Below are 16,602 nucleotides of genomic sequence, written 5' to 3' on the forward strand. Positions count from 1 at the left end.
GGTGTCAGCGACGCGGGTTCAAGCGCGCGATGGCACCGGTGAGCACGGCTGCGAAACCGGTCCACGCGGCGTACGGCGCGAGCGCGACGCCGCGCTCCGGGGTGTGAGCACCGGCTCGGCGCACGAGGTCGGCGCTGCTCACGGCGAGTGCAATGGCCTCGAGGCAGGCGGGACGCAACTTCTTTCGGTCGAAGAACAGCACGCTCCATCCCGCGTTGAGCACGAGGTTGCCGGCCAGAGCCGCTGCATAGGCCTTCTGCTCGCGCGTGCGCCCCTGCTCGCCGAGGTCCGCGAGCACGAGTGAACTCGTGAGCGCGATGTCGGCGTACAGCGCCGTCCACGCGACGGGGAAGGCCCACGCGGGCGGCTGGAAGGCGGGCTTGCGCAGGGTGCGGTACCAGAGCGAGTCGGGGTCGGTCGCGAGACTGCCGACCACCGCGGTCGCCGCGACGGCGGCGCTCGTGCGCGCGAGCGTCCGACCCCATCGGCGGGTGTCGGCGCTGCGCGAGGCGGTCCGGACGGCGTCACGGAAGGTGGTGTGCCCGCCCGGCGGCGGCCCCACGAGGTTGTCGAGGTCGCGTTCGTGGACGACGGTGTCGTGCTGCAGGCTGCCGATGAGCGGTGTGGCGAGCTGTGTCGTCACGGGTGTCACGAGGCCGACCCAGTAAGCCGCCAGCCCCGGAGTCCTCACGGGCGCCTTGAGCACGATGCGCGGTCGCAACCCCACCCTCGTGGCGTACTCGCTCATCATGTCGGCGTACTCGATGGCCTCGGGGCCCCCGATGTCGAAGGTGCGGTTGATGTCGGTCGGCAGGTCCGCCGCGGCCACGAGGTAGTGCACCGCGTCGGCCACGGCGATGGGCTGGATCGTGTTGCGCACCCACCGCGGCGCGAGCGCCCGCGGCAGCCGCTCGGCGAGGTGACGCAACATCTGGAACGACGACGACCCTTCACCGATGACGACGCCCGCCTCGGGGCGTTAAGGGTGCCGGTGCGGCGGCGCAGGAGCGCGCACACCCCGCCAAGCACGAGGCCGGCGAAGGCGAGCATCCAAATGCTCGAGGCAGCCGTGACGACGGTGTAGACGAGGGTGCTCGTGACGACAGGAGCGTGGCCGCGCAACGCGTCGTAGACCGCGCCACGGAAGAAGGTCTCCTCCGCCACGCCGTTGACGAGGGTGAGGACGAGAACCACGACGAAGACGCCGCGGTCGGCGTGATCGAGGAGTTGCTGGACGGGGTCGCGCAACGCGGGAATCTGCGTGAGAACAAGCGCACCGACGAGAAAAGCCCCTGCGAGTGCGGCCCCGACGCCGGCGCCGAGAGCCACGTCGGCTGCGGGCCGACGCGCTCCGCTCGGCTTCGGCGCTTCACGCCCACCCGGACGTCGGGCCAGGAACGCGCCGACGAACCACACCGCGGCCAGCAGCGCCGTCGCGGGGTAGAAGAGTGCATCAGCGGGCTCGATCGACAGGCTCCACGCCAGCACGAGCGCGCCGACGACGAGCGTCAGCCCGCAGGCGAGACGTTGCCGTGTCACCGAGTCGCCCATATGTTCATCCGACCACCCGCGCCAGGTGAGGTCCCAGGGGTGCACGACGGCAACGCAACGGGCCGGCATCCGAACGTGGATGCCGACCCGTGATGAGCGTGATGCGTGCGTCAGATCGTGACGTCGCCGCGGGGCGTCGTGAACGTCACTGACAGCACCGACGGGGTGCCGTGCGGGGCGACGAAGGAGAAGTCGATGCTCGGCTCCCACTCCTCGCGGTCGACGCCCGGTTCACCGGAGAGGCCGATCCACTCGCGCACGCGCTCGGGCGCGCCGGCGAGCGTGATGCCCTTGAGGCCCGAGTCGCTGGGGCCGTCCGACGACGGGTGGGTCGCCTCGTCGTCCCACTTGATGAAGTAGGGCAGCTGCGGGTCGAGGACGAGGTCGCTGATGCCGATCTGCTGCCAGGTGACCTCGGTGCCGTCGGGGCGGTGACGGCGGCCTTCGGTGGTGCCGCGACCGAGCTTCTCGACGGGGCGGGTCATGTCGTCGAGTTCGACGACCCAACCGATCCAGCCGCCACCGTTGGCGGAGCGAGCCTTGACGGCCTGGCCGTACGGCATCTTGTCGACGCTGGGGTGCTCGAGGGCTTCGACGACCTCGAGGAACCGGTGCTCGGTGAGCGGCAGGATGACGTTGCGGGTACCGAACCGCGGGTGAACGCCGCCGTCGAGTGCTTCCACGCCGAGCTGCTGCGCGAGTCGCTCGGCCGTCGCCTGCAGACCGTCGGACTCGGCCGCATACATCACGTGGTCAATACGCATGTGCACACTGTGCCACGCCCATTGGTGTGGACTGTAATCCGGGTCACTCTCCTTCGACCCGGCGCGCTCCGTCAACCGCGGACGCCGCGCTGACGCATCGCTTCGTAGAGCAGAACGGCGGCGCTCGTCGCGACGTTGAGGGAGTTGACCTGGCCCACCATGGGGATGCGCACGCGGGTCGTGGCGGCGGCGAGCGCCTCGTCGGTGAGGCCGTACTTCTCGGTGCCGACGGCGATCGCGACGGGGCCGCGGTAGTCGACGTCGGTGTGCATGACGTCGGTGTCCGGCGTCGCCGCGACGAGCGGGATGCCGCGCTCTTCGAGCCAGCTCAGGGTCTCGGAGGTGGACGCGGCGGCCACCGGAACGCTGAAGACCGTGCCCTTCGAGCCGCGCACGACGTTGGGGTTGCCCCAGTCGGTGACCGGGTCGGCGGCGATGACGCCTTCGACGCCGACCGCGTCGGCCGTGCGAAGCATCGCGCCGAGATTGCCGGGCTTCTCGACGCCCTCGGCGACGAGAAGGAGCGGACTCTCGGGCAGGTCGAGTTCGCGCGGGTGGGCCTGGACGCTCGGCACGACGGCGAGGAAGCCGTCAGGACCTTCGCGGTAGGCGACCTTCTCGAACGCTGCGCGCGCCACCGTCACGATGTCGGCGCCGGCGGCACGAGCGGCGTCGACGACGTCCTGCTGGCGATCGGCGTCGAGCATGAGGTCGTCGCACGTGTAGAGGGCCCGGGGGCGCACCCCTGCATCGAGCGCGAGCGACAGTTCCTCGTACCCCTCGAGCAGGGTGACGCCCTCGTTCTCGCGGGTACGGCGCTTACGCAGACCGACGAGCCCCTTGAGGCGCGGGTTGGTCGCGGAGGTGAGGTGAAGATCAGCCACCCGCCCATTCTCCCCCACTCAACCCCCACCGCCGAAGCCCCGATCTGCACGTGCAGGATGGTGCTGTGGTGAGGAGTGAGGCGGGGGTCGGGCTGTTGTCCGAGGCGACGGTTGAGCGGCTCGCCCGCGCACAGATCACCGCTCCGTCGGAGCTCCTTGCCTTCGACTTCGACGACGCATCGGCTACGGCGCCTCGGGGCTTCGAACGGCTCGCGGAGTCGGCACTGCTGCGCCGTTCGGATCTCGACGCCGTCGGTGTCGAACTGCTCTCGTGGGGCCTTCAACTGGGCTCGGGGATGACGGTGCGGGTGAGCGACGTGCCGCTTCGCGAAGGCACCATTGTTCTGCTCGGTCTCGGCGTCGGGCGGGTGCGTCTGCCGATTCCGTGCCGCGTCACTGAGGTGATCGACGAGCCGCACCGGCGCGGATTCGTCTACGCGACGCTGCCCGGTCACCCCGAGTGCGGCGTCGAATGTTTCCTCGTCGAACGTCGCGGCGATGACGTGTGGGTCAGCATCGACTCCCTCAGTCGGCCCGGCTGGCTCCTCACCCGCATCGGCGCCCCCGTCATGCGATGGGCGCAGCGCTGGATGACGCGCCGCTACCTGCGGGCTCTGGCCCGCTGAAGCGACGGGCGATCAGTCGTCCAACCGGTGCGCGGCGGCCAGCACCTCCGGCGCGAGCAAACGGCTCGCGCCGAGCACCTCCACGCCGACCAGGCGGCCATTCGCGTCCACGTCCAACGCGAGGTCGATACCCGGCTCGCCGCCGAGTTCGACCGGGACGGTGCGCGTCACACCGCCCGCTCCCGGGTCCGGGCCGAGCGCGACGTAGGCCGCGTCGGCCTCGCCGTCGAACGCCAGCCGCACCGCGTCAGCGGGCACCCCGCCGTCGGGCGGATTCACAAGAGCGAGCGCAGGACGTCGGCGGCGCCGTCGTTCTCGATCGAGCCGGTCACCTCGTCCGCGGCGTCCTTCACCTCGTCGGGCGCCTGGCCCATCGCGACGCCGCGCGCAGCCCACTCGAGCATCTCGAGGTCGTTGCGCTGATCGCCCACGGCCACCGTGTTCGAGGGCTCGATGGCGAGCTTGCGGCGTACCAGCTCGAGCGCCGACGCCTTCGAGACGCCCTCGGGGTTGATGTCCATCCAGGCCGTGTACCCGACGGCGTAGTTGACGTGGTGCAGGCCGATGCGGTCGGCGAGCTCGAGGAAGTCCTCGCTCGTGCCCGACGGCGAGCGGAACGTCACGCGCGTCACGGGCTCCGACATGAGCTCCTCCCACTCCACGACGGTCTGCTCGCCGTCGAGTTCCCCGTCGGGGAAGGGCGCGGTGACCTTGAACCCGTCCGGCCCCTCGACCGCGATGACGGCGTCCTCCCACTGTCCGCGCAGCATCGACAGCGCCGGCGCGGGGTCGAACGTCACCCGATCGACGATCTCGTAGCCCACGTCGAGCGAGCTGTCGAGACGCAGCGTGATGGCGCCGTTCGAGCACACGACGTAACCGTGGTCGAGGTCGAGCATGCGCAGGATCGGCGTCGTCGCGACAACGGCGCGCCCCGTCGACAGGACGACGTGGTGGCCGGCGGCGACGGTGTCGCGGACGGCGTCACGCGTCGCGTCGTGCATCGTGCCGTCGTACTGCAGGAGGGTGCCGTCGATGTCGAGGCACACCATGAGCGGTGGCCACTCGTGCGCATCACGGGAATCGGGCCGGGCGCTGTTCGCAGCCGCAGCTTCGGGAATGACGGGCGTCGTGTGGTCGGACGAAGTCACAGGCCCACCCTACGCGGGCCGCGCCGCCACGCGGCGTGGCACAACGTCACGGTGCGGGCTGCACGGGCGGCTCGAACGAGAACGTCATACCGAGCAACCACACGAGCAGGATGACCACGGGCAGGTGCAGGAGGAACTGCAGGAACGTGAACCCGACGATGTCGCGCGCCCGCAGCTTGAGCACGGCGAGCAGCGGCAGCATGAAGAACGGGTTGATGAGGTTCGGCAGAGCCTCGGCGATGTTGTAGATCTGCACGGTCCAGCCGAGGTTCATCTGGACGTCGGTGGCCGACTGCATGACGTACGGCGCCTCCACGAGCCACTTGCCGCCACCGGACGGCACGAACAGCCCGAGCAGCGCCGTGTAGAGCGCGACGACGATCGCGAACGCACCACCGTCACCGAGGTTCGTGAAGAAGTGCGTGATGTGCTCGGCGACGGTGACGCCGCCGCGACCCCTCGCCTGGGTCATGATCGCCGCCATCGCGGCGTAGAGGGGGAACTGCACGAGGATGCCCGCGGTCGCCGGAACGGCCTTCGTCACGGCCTGAAGGAAGCCGCGCGGCGTGCCGTGCAGAAAAAGTCCGAGCATGAGGAACAGCAGGAGGTAACCGTTGAGGCTCGAGACCACCGTGAGCGCCGGCTTGCTCATGAACTCGGTGACGAGCCAGCCGATGGTGAGCACGAACATGACGATGGGCAGGATGCGGCTGTGCTCGAGCCACTCGCCGGGGCGTGTGCGCTCCTCGGTGGCCGGGGGTTCGTCGTCGAGGTCGACACCCATGTCGGCCGCGGTGCGCACGGCCTCGCCACGCGGTGCGGAGAAGTAGCAGATCGCGACACTGAGCACGATGAGGATGAGCGCCGTCAGCATCGACTGCCACGTGAAGATCGTCTTGCCGAAGTCGAGCACGCCGGTGATCTTGAGAACCTCGGGCGTCAGCGAGTCGGGCGTGGCCTGGATCTGCGCCGCCGAGCTCGAAAGGCCCAGCGCCCACACGCCGCCGAGGCCCATGAAGGACGCGGCGCCGAGCGCCCGATAGTCGACGACGAGGTCGTCGCGGCGAGCCACCGCACGGGCGAGCAGGCCACCGAAGACGAGGCTGAGGCCCCAGTTGAGCAGCGACACCGACATCGCCAGCAGGCACACGTACGCCACGGCCGTGCGCGGTGACGACGGCACGTGGGCGAGCCGCTCGATGAGGCGCGCGACGGGTGGACTCGTGGCGACGACGTAGCCGGTGAGCACGACCATCGACATCTGCAGGGTGAAGGCCGCCAGATCCCAGAAGCCGCCGCCGAACGACTCGGCGACGACCTTGGGCGACGCTCCGTTGATGAGGGCCGCAGCCCCGACGACGACAACGCCGACGAGGGCGAAGACGTACGCGTCGGGGAACCACTTCTCCGTCCAGCCGGCCAGTCGCTGCGCGAACCTGGCCAGCCCTGATTCGCCGCGAACGTCGGCGGCGTCGACTTCAGCGCTTCGTGACATGACGGACACCGTAGGGGCGCCGGCCAGCACTACCGGGGAGTACGCCCCGCCGTTCTGGCCGGCGTGGAGAGACGACGAAAGGCCCCGACCGATCGCTCGGAAGGGGCCCTCGTCGTGGGGTGTGCGTCAGTGGTTCTGGCCGAACCCGCCCTGCGGGGCCGAGCCGTACTGGCCGTTCTGCTGACCGAACTGCTGCTGGCCCTGCTGGTAGCCGCCGTTCCACTGCTGGCCACCGTTCGCGCCGTTGGGCGTGGTCGGTGCCGCCGAGCCCTTGCGGCTCTGCAGGAACGCGACGATGCCGACGGCGAGCGCCGCGACGCCCGCGAGGAGCGTGAGCCAGACACCGGCACCGATCGTGGCCGAGTAACCGGAGGCCGCGCCACCGTCACCCACGGCGCTGGCAGCGCTCGGGAACTGCAGGATGCCGATGATGAGGAGCACTGCACCGATGGCGGCCGTGACGATGCCCGTCACCTTGGCGTTGAGCTTGCCGAGGGCGGCGAGCACACCGGCCACGGCGAGACCGACCGCGAGGATGAGGACGAAGATGCCGCCCGTGTTGCTCGACTCGCCCAACGTCGGGTTGGCCGAGTTGGTGTTGCCGCCGATGCCGTTGAGCGCGATCGACTCGCTGCCCGACTTGAACGTCACCCATGCGACGAACGGCGCGATGAGCGCGAGCAGAGCCGGCAGGAACGGGCCGAACTTCGCGACGGGGGACGTCGCCGCTGCGGAGGCCTTGGCCGGCTTCGGGGCCGTGGCGTTTGGCTGGGCCGACTGCGACTGCCCGTAGGCCGCCGACGTGTACTGACCCTGCTGGCCACCGTGCGTCGGGGTGTTGTGCTGACCCGCCGAGCCGTACTGCTGGGCGCCCTGCGGCGACGAGTTGTACTGCCCCGGCTGCGCGTAACCACCCTGCGGCGCCGAGCCGTACTGCCCGCCCTGGGGCGAGGAGGTGTACTGGCCGGGCTGGGCGTAGCCACCCTGGGGAGCCGAGTTGTACTGACCACCCTGCGGCGCCGAACCGTACTGCCCGCCACCCTGCGGGGCAGAACCGTACTGACCCTGCTGACCGGACTGGCCGTACGCACCCGGGTAGCCCTGCGAGTACGGAGCCTGCTGCTGGGCGATCGGTGCGCTCGGGTAGGCCTGCGAGTTGGCCGACGCGTCGTTCGCCGAGCCCTGGCCGGAGCCGGAGGCACCCGCGCCGGGCGCGAAGGACGCCTGCGTCGGCGCCTCCGCGCGGTCGGGTCCCGGCTTCGGCTGGGCGGCGGCCTGCGGCTGGTCGCGGTAGGCCACCTGCGTCGCGTCGTTCTCGAAGGCCTGCGTGTCACCGTCAGGGCGCGGAGCCTCACCGGCCGGCGTCGAGCCGCCGGCGATGCGCGTCTGTGCCTCGGAGTCGCCGTCGCCCCAGGTGGAGGCGGGCTTCTCGTTGTTGTCGCTCATGCGACCCTCCCGTTTCGAGGTGGTGAAATCTGATCTGCGCCCAATCTACCTGTGGCCCATCACGCCTGCAGCTTGAAGGCCTCCTTGTAGCTGAGGCGTCCACCGGTCTGCATAACGCTGCGCGTGTAGAGGCGCGTGGCGACGCGGGTGATGACGACGGCGGCCACGGCCGCTAGCACGAGAGCGACGATCGGCTCCCACCAGGCCGCGTCACCCGTCACGATGCGCGACGGCATGGCCACGGTCGAGACGACCGGCACGAAGGACGCGATCTTCAGGGCCGTCCCCGTCAGCATGAGACCGAGCATCATCACGGCGACGACGAGCATGATCACGGGCTGCGACGTCGTCTGGATGTCCTCGCTGCGCGACGAGATCGCGCCTGCCACCGCGAACATGCACGCCACCACGAAGAAGCCGGCGACGAAGAAGACGATGAACCATCCAGAGGCGCTGGCGACAGTGCCGATGAAGGTGCCCCACTGCGTCTGCGACAGCCCGATCAGTGCGACGGAGACGAACAGCACCACCTGGAGCATCGCGAGGACGGCGTTACCGATGACCTTGCCCGCGAGCAGCTGCTTGAGCGGGATGGCGCTGGCGAGGATCTCGACGATGCGCGACTGCTTCTCCTCGACGACGCTCTGGGCGATCGGCATGCCGAAGATGAAGGCCGCCAGGTAGAAGACCATGACGAAGGCCAGGGTGATGCCCTTGGCCATGCCGCCGTCCATCGAATCGGGGTTGAGCTTCTCCGGCGTCACCGCCGCGCCGCTGGATAGCTTCGCGAGGTCGATGCCTTGAGCCTTGGCGTTGGCGGTGAGGGTCTGCTGCGCCGCGGCGTTCGTGACGTGCCGCTGGACGCTGCTGTCGACGTCCGTGTCGCCGACGAGCTTCCAACCCCCTTCGACGGGCAGGAGGGCCAGGTCGGCGCGGCCGCTCTTGACGGCCTCGCGCGCATCGGCCGCCGACGACGCGTCGACGGTGGCGTACTCGACCTTGCTGCCGCCGTCCTTCGCGGTCTTCTCGGCGGCACCCACGAGGCTCTTGCCGGTGACGCCGGCCGTGCCCTGCTCGCTGACGACGGCGACGGAGGTCGTCTGCGTCTTGCCCGTCATCCAGATCGAGAAGCCGAACGACGCGGCGGTGATGAGCAGGATTACCGCCATGGAGATGAGGAAGTTCTTGTCCCGAACTTTGACGGCGATTTCGCGCAGGGCGACGATCTGCCAGGCCGGGCGCGGGCGGGAGCTGGTTGCTGCTGCGGCGTTCATCGTCAGGCCACCTCTCGGTAGATGTCGGCGAGTTGGGGCACGAGTTCGTGGAACTCACGCACGCGGCCCCGCTCCATCGCGCGGCGGAGAACGGCGTCGGCGGCTGCCGCGGAACGCTCGGGTTCGGAGGGAAGTTCGAGCACGGCCACCGGGCCGTCGATGTCGACGACGCTGATGCCGAGCGAGGCGGCTACGTCGCGCAGCCAGCCGGCGTCGGTGTCGAGGACGAGGCGGTGGCGGATGCGTCCGCGGCGGCGCAGATCCTCCGCCCGCCCTTCGGCCACGACCTCACCGCGGGCCAGGATGACGAGGCCGTCGCACAGCCGCTCGACGAGGTCGAGCTGGTGGCTGCTGAACAGCACCGGCACGCCGCGGGCGGTGAACTCGCGCAGGAGGTCGACCATCGAGTCGACGGCCTGCGGGTCGAGGCCGCTGAACGGCTCGTCGAGGATGAGCGCCGACGGGTCGGTGATGACGGACGCCGCAATCTGCACGCGCTGCTGGTTACCGAGCGAGAGCGCTTCGAGCTTGTCCTTCGAGCGCTCGGCAAGGCCGAACCGGTCGAGCAGCTCGAGGCCGCGGGTGCGGGCCACGGACGCCTTTACGCCGCGCAGTTGCGCGAGGTAGACGAGCTGGTCGATGAGCGGCTGCTTCGGGTAGAGGCCGCGCTCCTCGGGCATGTAGCCGATCGAGCGACGGTCGGCCGCCGTGATCGGCTGCCCGTTCCACAGCGCTTCGCCGGCGCTGGGCTCGAGCACGCCCATGATCATGCGCATCGTCGTCGTCTTGCCGGCGCCGTTACCGCCGACGAAGCCGGTCATCCGGCCGTCCGGCACGCTGAACGACACGTCGCGCACGGCGACCTTGTCGCCGAACGTGCGGCTCAGCCCTTTCGCTTCGAACATCGTCCGTTCCTCTCGCTTTCGCCCTTTGGGAGGTACGTGAACCATCCTGGCGAAACGGCGGGGTTCTCACCTCCGCCGGGAGGATGAACTTCAGGTGCCGGACTGCTCCCCCACGCGCACGAGGCCGGTCTCGTAGGCGGCGACGGCGGCCTGCACGCGATCGCGCAGGTCGAGCTTCATGAGGACGTTCGACACGTGCGTCTTGACGGTGGCCTCCCCGACGAAGAGTTCGTCGGCGATCTCGGCGTTGGAGCGCCCGCGCCCGAGGAGCGCAAGCACGTCGCGTTCGCGCGGAGTGAGCGCGGCCAGTCGCGCGTCCGCCTCTGGGGCGGCCTGCTGCGCGGTGCGTCGTTCGATGACGCGACGCGTCACCTCGGGGGCGAGCAGCGCGTGGCCGTGACCGACGGTTCGCACCGCCTCGGCGAGTTCGTCGGCGTCGGCGTTCTTGAGCAGGAAGCCGCTCGCGCCGGCGTCGAGGGCGCTGAAGAGGTAGTCGTCGCGATCGAAGGTCGTGAGGATGACGACACGGCCCAGGCCCTCCTCGACGAAGCGGCGCGTGGCCTCGATGCCGTCCATCACGGGCATCTGCACGTCCATGAGCGTGACGTCGGGGCGCAGTTCGCGCGCGGCGGCGAGCGCCTGTTCACCGTCCGCGGCGGTGCCGACGACGTCGAGGTCGTCCTCCACCGAGAGGATGAGGGAGAAGCCGCCGCTGACCATCTTCTGGTCGTCGACGATGAGCACCTTGAGCGGTTCGGTCACGCCGTCTCCTTGGTTTTGGCTGCAGCGTCGAGGGGTAGCCGCACGCGCACACGGTATCCACCGGTCAGGCGCGGGCCGATCTCGGCCGTACCGCGGTGTGCGGTGACGCGTTCGCGCATGCCGAGCAGACCGAGGCCACTGCCCGAGGTGCCCGAACGCGGGCGGCCGTCGTCGAGCACCTCGGCCTCGACGTAGCGGGCGTTGCGTTCCTCACCGGTGCGCAGCGTGACGGTGGCCGCCGTCGCCGTCGAGTGACGCTGCACGTTGGCGAGCGCCTCCTGCACCGTCCGGTAGATGCTGTGGCCGATGTTGGCGGGCACGTCGACGTCGACGAGGTTGTCGAGGTGGACGTCGAAGGTGGCGCTGCGGACCTCGTCGACGAGGGCGGCGATGTTGCTCAAGCCGGGCTCGGGGGTGCGCGCGGTGACCGTCTCGCCTTCGCCGGCGTCCTTCGTGCCCGAGGCCCCCGCCTGCCCTTCGGCCCGCAGCGTGCCGAGCAGCGCGCGCATCTGGGTGACGGCCTCGCGCGACGACGCCTCGACGTTGCTCAGCGAATCCGTCGCGCGCTCAGGGTTTTTCGCCATGAGTTTGCGCGCTGCAGCGGCCTGGATGCCGATGGCCGCGACGTGGTGGGCGACGACGTCGTGCAGTTCACGCGCGATGCGCAGCCGCTCCTCGACGACGGCCTGCTCGGTGAGTTGATCGGCCTGGCGGGTGATCGTGCGCGCTTGCTCGACGGCGCGCGCCCGAGCCCGCGCGCCGCGCCACGAAACCGCTCCCGCGCCGACGGCGGTGGCGAAGTAGAGCACGTTGACCATGAGGCCGTAGAGCACCGCCGCCGCGCCCGGGCCGAAGAGTGCGCCCTCGCGTGAACCGTTGCCCTGATAGCTGGCGACCAGCTCGTCGCGCATGGAGGCCACCGACCACTGCACGGCGAGCCACCCGAACATGAAGATGACGACGCCGCACGCCGCGAGGAACACGATGCGCCGGTCGCGCGCCCACGCGAGCGCCGTGAAGATGGCGAAGAAGTACGCCGCCTGCATGCCGATGTTCGCCATGACGGCTGGCTGCGTCACGCCCGCGACGAACATGTGCGCGGCCGTGAGCACCATAACCGTCACAGGGAAACGGCGTCGCCACACGAGCGGCGCCACACCGACAGCGGCCGCGAGCGCGATGGCCCAGCGCGGCCACCCGCTCGACAGCGCACCGCTCGCACGGAATACCTCGAGGCCGAGCAGCGCGGAGAGAAACACGACACCGGCGATGAGGGCGTCCCGCTTGAACCAGCCCTCGGGCAGGGGACGTTCCCAGTCGTCGTCGAGGCCGAAGAACTCCTTCACCCGACCGAGGGTAGAGCGCAGTCGACGGGCGCACCTCCCTCAAGCGGCGGAGATGCTCGCACTGGGCTAGGCCACCCCTGCGGTCGGGTGACAGACGACGTACCCCCTGATTGGCTGAGTGGGTGTCCTACTCGCGGCGGCACCTGAGCGTAAGCCGCACGCGGGCAGACAATTTCGGCAATCATGGCCGGGGCGGCACTCCCACGTGTGGGCCGGCCGTCCACTGCCTTGCACGAGATTCGATGTGGAGGAACTGACATGACGGTAGCGACTGACGCTGTCTTCGAGATGCCGGACGACGGCGACAACGAGGGCGTGCGCCCGAGCGAGCGCGACAAGCGCAACATCACAGACCCGGAGGCGGGCGGCGAAGCAGACCGCGTCGACGAGGACAACGTGCCCCAGTCCGGCCTCGACGAGGACCGCCTCCAGGGCGAGTGACGGCACCAACCCACCCCGCCGGAACACACGAAAGGGACATCACCCATGAGCCACACCCCCGAAGAACTCGAAGCTGCGCGCGAGGCCGCCCAGGCCGCCGTCGACACCGCGACGTCGTGGGACTACAGCGCCGGCGACGCCAAGATCGACAGCAAGCTGCGGGAGGGCCTCGATGCAGCGGGCGTCACCATCGACGATGACGAGTTCGTGCGCATCGTCCGCGAGATCGACGCGCTCACCGGTGACGAGGACGCGGGCACGCCCCAGGTGAGCGCCGCTCGCCCGACGACCGGCGCCTGAGCGCTCCCCGATCGGGCGGCCGCCGGCTGCGCGGGCGCGCTTGCGAGACATCGCGACCAAGCGTCGCAAGTGCGCCCCTGCAGCGTCCTCGTGACGCGCTCACCGGCGGCCGCCCGACTGCCTGCCCTTGATGTGCCCGCGCCGGCCGGGCACGGGCACGCCAAAACCACGCACATCAGAAGAACTCGCACCGAACAAGGGAGATCCCATGGGTATCGACAAGCTCACCGACGCGTTCTCGAACGACGCGAACCACGACGAGGGCGGCGAAGACGCCCGCAACGAGGCTCGCGCGATCGACGAGGGCTCGCCCGAGCGCGAGATCGTCAGCGACGACCCCGGCACGCCCACCGAAACCACCGACTGACGGCGCGGCCTAGCTCGACGCGAGCGACACGACGAGGTTGAGCGTCGTCGCGACGACCCCGACGCCCAACACGTAGCTCAACAGCGTGTGGGCGAGCACGAAGCGGCGCATCTGGCGGTTCTTCAGCGTGGTGTCGGAGATCTGGTACGTCATGCCGAGGTCGAAGGCTACGTAGGCGAAGTCGTAGTAATCGGGCTCGCCACCCTCGAAGTCGATGCCTCGCGCGCCCGGCTCGTCGCCGTAGTACAGGCGCGCGTAGCGGGTCATGTACGTGAGGTGCACGAGGAACCACGACGCGACGACGCTGCCCGCGCCGAGCAGCGCTTCCGGGGTGCCCGAACTCTTGTGCTGCCCCGCCGCGAGCAACAGGCCCACCCCGGCGAGGCTCGCCACGGTTCCACCGATGACGGTCGCCTCGGACAGCGCCACGCTCGGATCTTCCTCGCGCGCGTGCTCGGCGGCCTCGTGCTCGTTCATGGGTCGAACGGTGAGCCACGTCCACAGCCCGTAGATCGTGGCCGCCGCCGTCCAACCCGCCATGACGTGGAAGGCCAGGCTGCGCTCGAGGTACGTCATCGAGGCCAGGGCGACGAGAGCACCCAGTGCCATGCATGCGGCAAGCCGGACGCCGATGCGCTGCGTCAGCGCGCGACGATTGCCTGAAGCCATGGCGGAACGTTATCGCTCGCGCGGGGCGGACGCCGCCGGTCGGCCGTGCACGGACGATGTCAGGTACGGCCCGAGATGTGAGCTGCGCCGGTCACAGACCGGGCCAGAGCTCACACCGTCCGGCCTGCAGCTGCCTCGGGTCAGATGCGCGCGGCAGCCTCACGGTGCAAGCCCGCGAGCACGTCGAGCTGCTGATCGGCGCGTCGGAGCAGTTCTTCGAGTTGCGCCGCGTCGAGACGCGGTTCGTTCTCGGCTCGGGTGAGCAGCGTGAGCCAGCACCGCTTCTTGCCTTCGACGCCGAGGCTGAGGGCCTCGAGCTCGACCAGATCGCTGAGCGGCGAACGACCCTTCAGGGCCCCGTTCGGCTTGAAGCGGCCGAGGTATTCGCCGATGCGCGCGGCTGCCTGCTGAACCCGCGCCTCGCGCACCCCGAACCTGTCGGCGATGTCGCGCAGGGCCTGACGATCCTCGGTGACCTCGCGGGCGAGTGTCGCGAGTTGCTCACGCGCGCGAGCGTCGGAGTGGGAGGAGGCGGCGCGGTCGAAGAGGTCGCGGCCCCCGGTCGAGCCCACCCAGTGATGCTGAAGGTAGATCTGCAGAAATTGGTCGTCGCGCGGCAAGGGTCCTCCAAGGTCGTCGGGTTCGTTCCCGACGCTACGGGCTGGCGACCTCCCCGCGGACCACCTCCCGGGGCGGGGGCGCCGACGAGCACACTTCGCGAACACGTGAGTTCGCGACAAGCGTTCGTGCCCGCCGGACAACATCCGGAACGTTTACAGGTGGTCACCTGTGCACTCCAAGCTCATCCTCGACAGTTGGCGCGAAGCATCCTTCGTGGCGGGAAAGAACCCGGTCGGAGCGCGTATTACCCACGAGACCACCACAGCGATAGCCCGGTCACTCGACAAGAAGGCAGCTAGCGGGAATGCCGAGCCTTGGCCAGCTCACCGATTGCGATGACACCCGAACCCTCGTGACGGTTCCCGTCCTCACCGATGACTGGCGACGCTGGGCCGACAGCTGGCGAGGCACCGCCTTCGTGCAGGTTCAGGTCTTCGTCACGCCGGTAGGTGAGCAGCGGCGTTACCCGGAAGATGCTCCGCACTGAAGCCGGCACGAATCGACGCGGTCAGGGTGGCGTAGGTCGGGGGGGCTGAACCAACGGGGTGCGCAAAGAACGCGCGAGTGCCCGCACCGTCCTCATGACGATGCGGGCACTCGCGCGCGGATCGGCGCGTCAGGCAACCAGGTCAGGCGATGACGGGCAGCACCTCGAGGCCGCCCATGTACTTGCGCAGCGCCTCGGGCACGCGCACGGAACCGTCCGCCTGCTGGTGGGTCTCGAGGATGGCGACGAGCCAGCGAGTCGTCGCGAGCGTGCCGTTGAGCGTCGCGACGGCACGGGTGGCGCCCTCGCCTCGCTCACGAACGTTGAGACGGCGCGCCTGGAACGTCGTGCAGTTCGACGTCGACGTCAGCTCGCGGTACGTGCCCTGCGTCGGCACCCACGCCTCGCAGTCGAACTTGCGCGCAGCGGACGTGCCGAGATCACCCGCGGCCGTGTCGATGACGCGGTAGGAGAGCTCGCACTTGGCCAGCATCTCCTCCTCCCACGCCAGCATCTTGGCGTGCTCCGCTTCGGCGTCCTCGACCTTGCAGTACGTGAACATCTCGACCTTGTTGAACTGATGCACACGGATGATGCCGCGCGTGTCCTTGCCGTACGACCCGGCCTCGCGGCGGTAGCAGCTCGACCATCCGGCGTAGCGCACCGGCTCCGTCACGTCGATGATCTCGTTCGCGTGGTAGCCGGCGAGGGCCACCTCGGAGGTGCCGACGAGGTAGAGGTCGTCCTCCTCCTGCACGCGGTAGATCTCGGCGTCGTGCTTGACGTCGAAGCCGGTGCCCTGCATGGTCTCGGGGCGCACGAGCGTCGGCGTGATCATGGGCGTGAAGTCGTTCGCGATGGCCTGGTCGAGCGCCATCTGCAGCAGCGCCAGCTCGAGGCGAGCGCCGACGCCCTTGAGGAAGTAGAAGCGCGAGCCCGACACCTTCGTGCCGCGCTCCATGTCGATGGCGCCGACCTTCTCGCCGATCTCGAGGTGGTCCTTCGGCTCGAAGTCGAACTGCACCGGCTCGCCGACCGTCTTGACGGTGACGAAGTCGTCCTCGCCGCCGGCGGGCACGCCGTCGAGGACGACGTTGGGGACGGTGCGCATGAGCTCGTCGAACTTGGCGCCGGCCTCGTCGGCGGTGGCCTCGAGCTCCTTGACGCGGGTGCTCAGCGCGGTGGCGTCCTCGCGGGCCTTGTCGGCGTCGGCCTGCAGACGCGCGACCTCGGCGTCGTCACCCGACTTCTTCGCCTTGTTGAGCGCGCCCATCGCGGCACCGACGCTCTTGGAGACCTGCTTCTGCTCGGCACGCACCTTCTCGAACTCGCCGAGGGACGAACGACGCGTCGCGTCGAGTTCGAGAATCTGGTCGACGACGCTCTCGTCGGCGCCGCGAGCACGTTGGCTCGCGCGGACGGCGTCAGGGTTTTCGCGCAGAAGCTTGATGTCGATCACGAGGTAAGGCTATCGGGTAGGGGCAACCGGGTTGCCCGGAGACGCCCCGACGAG

Annotated in this window: 20 protein-coding genes and 1 pseudogene; 6 read left to right on the forward strand and 15 right to left on the reverse strand. The window is 69.6% G+C overall.

Translation table 11 applies throughout. The features are described 5' to 3' along the window. Nucleotides 1–4 precede the first annotated feature (4 nt). Complete coding sequence (locus tag IM689_RS02425; RefSeq protein ID WP_193642717.1) at nt 5–931, reverse strand: tryptophan-rich sensory protein; 927 nt, start codon at nt 929–931, stop codon at nt 5–7. 104 nt (nt 932–1,035) lie between these two features. Continuing rightward, nucleotides 1,036–1,164 (reverse strand): annotated as a pseudogene (locus IM689_RS15120) (CPBP family intramembrane glutamate endopeptidase); the annotation flags it as partial. Between IM689_RS15120 and IM689_RS14845 the strand changes: the two are divergent. Beyond that, nucleotides 1,111–1,644, forward strand: a complete 534-nt coding sequence (locus IM689_RS14845) for a hypothetical protein (RefSeq protein WP_193642859.1) — start codon at nt 1,111–1,113, stop codon at nt 1,642–1,644. The pseudogene IM689_RS15120 and the gene IM689_RS14845 sit on opposite strands and share 54 nt — an antisense overlap. A 17-nt stretch (nt 1,645–1,661) precedes the next feature. Here IM689_RS14845 and IM689_RS02435 read toward each other — a convergent pair whose 3' ends face one another. Both IM689_RS02435 and IM689_RS02440 read right to left on the reverse strand, forming a co-directional pair. Further along, complete coding sequence (locus tag IM689_RS02435) at nt 1,662–2,315, reverse strand: VOC family protein (protein WP_193642718.1); 654 nt, start codon at nt 2,313–2,315, stop codon at nt 1,662–1,664. Nucleotides 2,316–2,386: 71 nt separating this feature from the next. After that, nucleotides 2,387–3,199 (reverse strand): TrmH family RNA methyltransferase, encoded by an 813-nt coding sequence (locus IM689_RS02440; RefSeq protein WP_193642719.1) that lies wholly within the window; start codon nt 3,197–3,199, stop codon nt 2,387–2,389. A 65-nt stretch (nt 3,200–3,264) separates the two neighbouring features. Between IM689_RS02440 and IM689_RS02445 the strand changes: the two genes are divergently transcribed. Continuing rightward, nucleotides 3,265–3,825, forward strand: coding sequence for a DUF1990 family protein (locus IM689_RS02445; RefSeq protein ID WP_319803763.1), 561 nt, complete (start codon nt 3,265–3,267; stop codon nt 3,823–3,825). Between the two features lie 12 nt (nt 3,826–3,837). Here the strand turns inward: IM689_RS02445 and IM689_RS02450 are convergent, their stop codons facing one another. From IM689_RS02450 to IM689_RS02485, 8 genes are all read right to left on the reverse strand, one after another. Beyond that, nucleotides 3,838–4,104, reverse strand: a complete 267-nt coding sequence (locus IM689_RS02450; RefSeq protein WP_319803764.1) for a DUF2283 domain-containing protein — start codon at nt 4,102–4,104, stop codon at nt 3,838–3,840. After that, nucleotides 4,101–4,976 carry an HAD family hydrolase gene (locus IM689_RS02455; RefSeq protein WP_406565484.1) on the reverse strand — a complete coding sequence of 292 codons (876 nt, stop codon included), beginning with the start codon at nt 4,974–4,976 and terminating at the stop codon, nt 4,101–4,103. The genes IM689_RS02450 and IM689_RS02455 overlap by 4 nt, the downstream gene beginning before the upstream one ends. 46 nt (nt 4,977–5,022) lie before the next feature. Next, nucleotides 5,023–6,471 carry a short-chain fatty acid transporter gene (locus IM689_RS02460; RefSeq protein ID WP_193642720.1) on the reverse strand — a complete coding sequence of 483 codons (1,449 nt, stop codon included), beginning with the start codon at nt 6,469–6,471 and terminating at the stop codon, nt 5,023–5,025. Between the two features lie 126 nt (nt 6,472–6,597). Further along, on the reverse strand, nt 6,598–7,917 hold the full coding sequence (locus IM689_RS02465) for a hypothetical protein (protein WP_193642721.1): 1,320 nt from the start codon (nt 7,915–7,917) through the stop codon (nt 6,598–6,600). A 59-nt stretch (nt 7,918–7,976) separates the two neighbouring features. Further along, nucleotides 7,977–9,191, reverse strand: a complete 1,215-nt coding sequence (locus IM689_RS02470) for an ABC transporter permease (protein ID WP_193642722.1) — start codon at nt 9,189–9,191, stop codon at nt 7,977–7,979. 2 nt (nt 9,192–9,193) lie between these two features. Beyond that, nucleotides 9,194–10,096 (reverse strand): ABC transporter ATP-binding protein, encoded by a 903-nt coding sequence (locus IM689_RS02475; RefSeq protein ID WP_193642723.1) that lies wholly within the window; start codon nt 10,094–10,096, stop codon nt 9,194–9,196. A gap of 90 nt (nt 10,097–10,186) precedes the next feature. Then, the gene (locus IM689_RS02480; RefSeq protein WP_193642724.1) at nt 10,187–10,858 is read right to left on the reverse strand and encodes a response regulator; all 672 of its coding nucleotides are present in this window, start codon (nt 10,856–10,858) and stop codon (nt 10,187–10,189) included. Further along, nucleotides 10,855–12,204, reverse strand: coding sequence for a sensor histidine kinase (locus IM689_RS02485; protein WP_319803765.1), 1,350 nt, complete (start codon nt 12,202–12,204; stop codon nt 10,855–10,857). The genes IM689_RS02480 and IM689_RS02485 overlap by 4 nt, the downstream gene beginning before the upstream one ends. Nucleotides 12,205–12,462: 258 nt before the next feature. Between IM689_RS02485 and IM689_RS02490 the strand changes: the two genes are divergently transcribed. The 3 genes from IM689_RS02490 (at nt 12,463) to IM689_RS02500 (ending at nt 13,312) form a co-directional block, all read left to right on the forward strand. Next, the gene (locus IM689_RS02490; protein ID WP_193642725.1) at nt 12,463–12,645 is read left to right on the forward strand and encodes a hypothetical protein; all 183 of its coding nucleotides are present in this window, start codon (nt 12,463–12,465) and stop codon (nt 12,643–12,645) included. A gap of 45 nt (nt 12,646–12,690) precedes the next feature. Beyond that, entirely contained in the window at nt 12,691–12,945 is a 255-nt protein-coding gene (locus IM689_RS02495) for a hypothetical protein (RefSeq protein ID WP_193642726.1), read from the forward strand. Nucleotides 12,946–13,153: 208 nt separating this feature from the next. Further along, complete coding sequence (locus IM689_RS02500; RefSeq protein WP_193642727.1) at nt 13,154–13,312, forward strand: hypothetical protein; 159 nt, start codon at nt 13,154–13,156, stop codon at nt 13,310–13,312. Nucleotides 13,313–13,321: 9 nt separating this feature from the next. On the opposite strand, the gene IM689_RS02505 is transcribed toward IM689_RS02500, so the two are convergent. Next, nucleotides 13,322–13,981, reverse strand: a complete 660-nt coding sequence (locus tag IM689_RS02505; RefSeq protein WP_193642728.1) for a DUF1345 domain-containing protein — start codon at nt 13,979–13,981, stop codon at nt 13,322–13,324. A 140-nt stretch (nt 13,982–14,121) separates the two neighbouring features. Continuing rightward, the gene (locus IM689_RS02510) at nt 14,122–14,601 is read right to left on the reverse strand and encodes a hypothetical protein (RefSeq protein WP_193642729.1); all 480 of its coding nucleotides are present in this window, start codon (nt 14,599–14,601) and stop codon (nt 14,122–14,124) included. Nucleotides 14,602–14,954: 353 nt separating this feature from the next. On the opposite strand from IM689_RS02510, the gene IM689_RS14850 reads away from it, so the two are divergent. Beyond that, nucleotides 14,955–15,089 (forward strand): hypothetical protein, encoded by a 135-nt coding sequence (locus IM689_RS14850; RefSeq protein ID WP_264674261.1) that lies wholly within the window; start codon nt 14,955–14,957, stop codon nt 15,087–15,089. Between the two features lie 142 nt (nt 15,090–15,231). On the opposite strand, the gene serS is transcribed toward IM689_RS14850, so the two are convergent. Continuing rightward, nucleotides 15,232–16,548 (reverse strand): serine--tRNA ligase, encoded by a 1,317-nt coding sequence (gene serS / locus IM689_RS02515; protein WP_193642730.1) that lies wholly within the window; start codon nt 16,546–16,548, stop codon nt 15,232–15,234. Nucleotides 16,549–16,602: the final 54 nt, after the last annotated feature.

This window comes from Dermacoccus barathri (assembly GCF_015070805.1).
GTDB lineage: Bacteria > Actinomycetota > Actinomycetes > Actinomycetales > Dermatophilaceae > Dermacoccus > Dermacoccus abyssi.

Excerpts from the sequence above, each read along its gene's own strand:
- IM689_RS02495 (WP_193642726.1), top strand. The coding sequence starts at position 12,691 with ATGAGCCACACCCCCGAAGAACTCGAAGCTGCGCGCGAGGCCGCCCAG.
- IM689_RS02500 (WP_193642727.1), top strand. The coding sequence starts at position 13,154 with ATGGGTATCGACAAGCTCACCGACGCGTTCTCGAACGACGCGAACCAC.
- IM689_RS02505 (WP_193642728.1), bottom strand. The coding sequence starts at position 13,981 with ATGGCTTCAGGCAATCGTCGCGCGCTGACGCAGCGCATCGGCGTCCGG.
- IM689_RS02465 (WP_193642721.1), bottom strand. The coding sequence starts at position 7,917 with ATGAGCGACAACAACGAGAAGCCCGCCTCCACCTGGGGCGACGGCGAC.
- IM689_RS02425 (WP_193642717.1), bottom strand. The coding sequence starts at position 931 with ATGTTGCGTCACCTCGCCGAGCGGCTGCCGCGGGCGCTCGCGCCGCGG.
- IM689_RS02490 (WP_193642725.1), top strand. The coding sequence starts at position 12,463 with ATGACGGTAGCGACTGACGCTGTCTTCGAGATGCCGGACGACGGCGAC.
- IM689_RS02470 (WP_193642722.1), bottom strand. The coding sequence starts at position 9,191 with ATGAACGCCGCAGCAGCAACCAGCTCCCGCCCGCGCCCGGCCTGGCAG.
- IM689_RS02460 (WP_193642720.1), bottom strand. The coding sequence starts at position 6,471 with ATGTCACGAAGCGCTGAAGTCGACGCCGCCGACGTTCGCGGCGAATCA.
- IM689_RS02475 (WP_193642723.1), bottom strand. The coding sequence starts at position 10,096 with ATGTTCGAAGCGAAAGGGCTGAGCCGCACGTTCGGCGACAAGGTCGCC.
- IM689_RS02435 (WP_193642718.1), bottom strand. The coding sequence starts at position 2,315 with ATGCGTATTGACCACGTGATGTATGCGGCCGAGTCCGACGGTCTGCAG.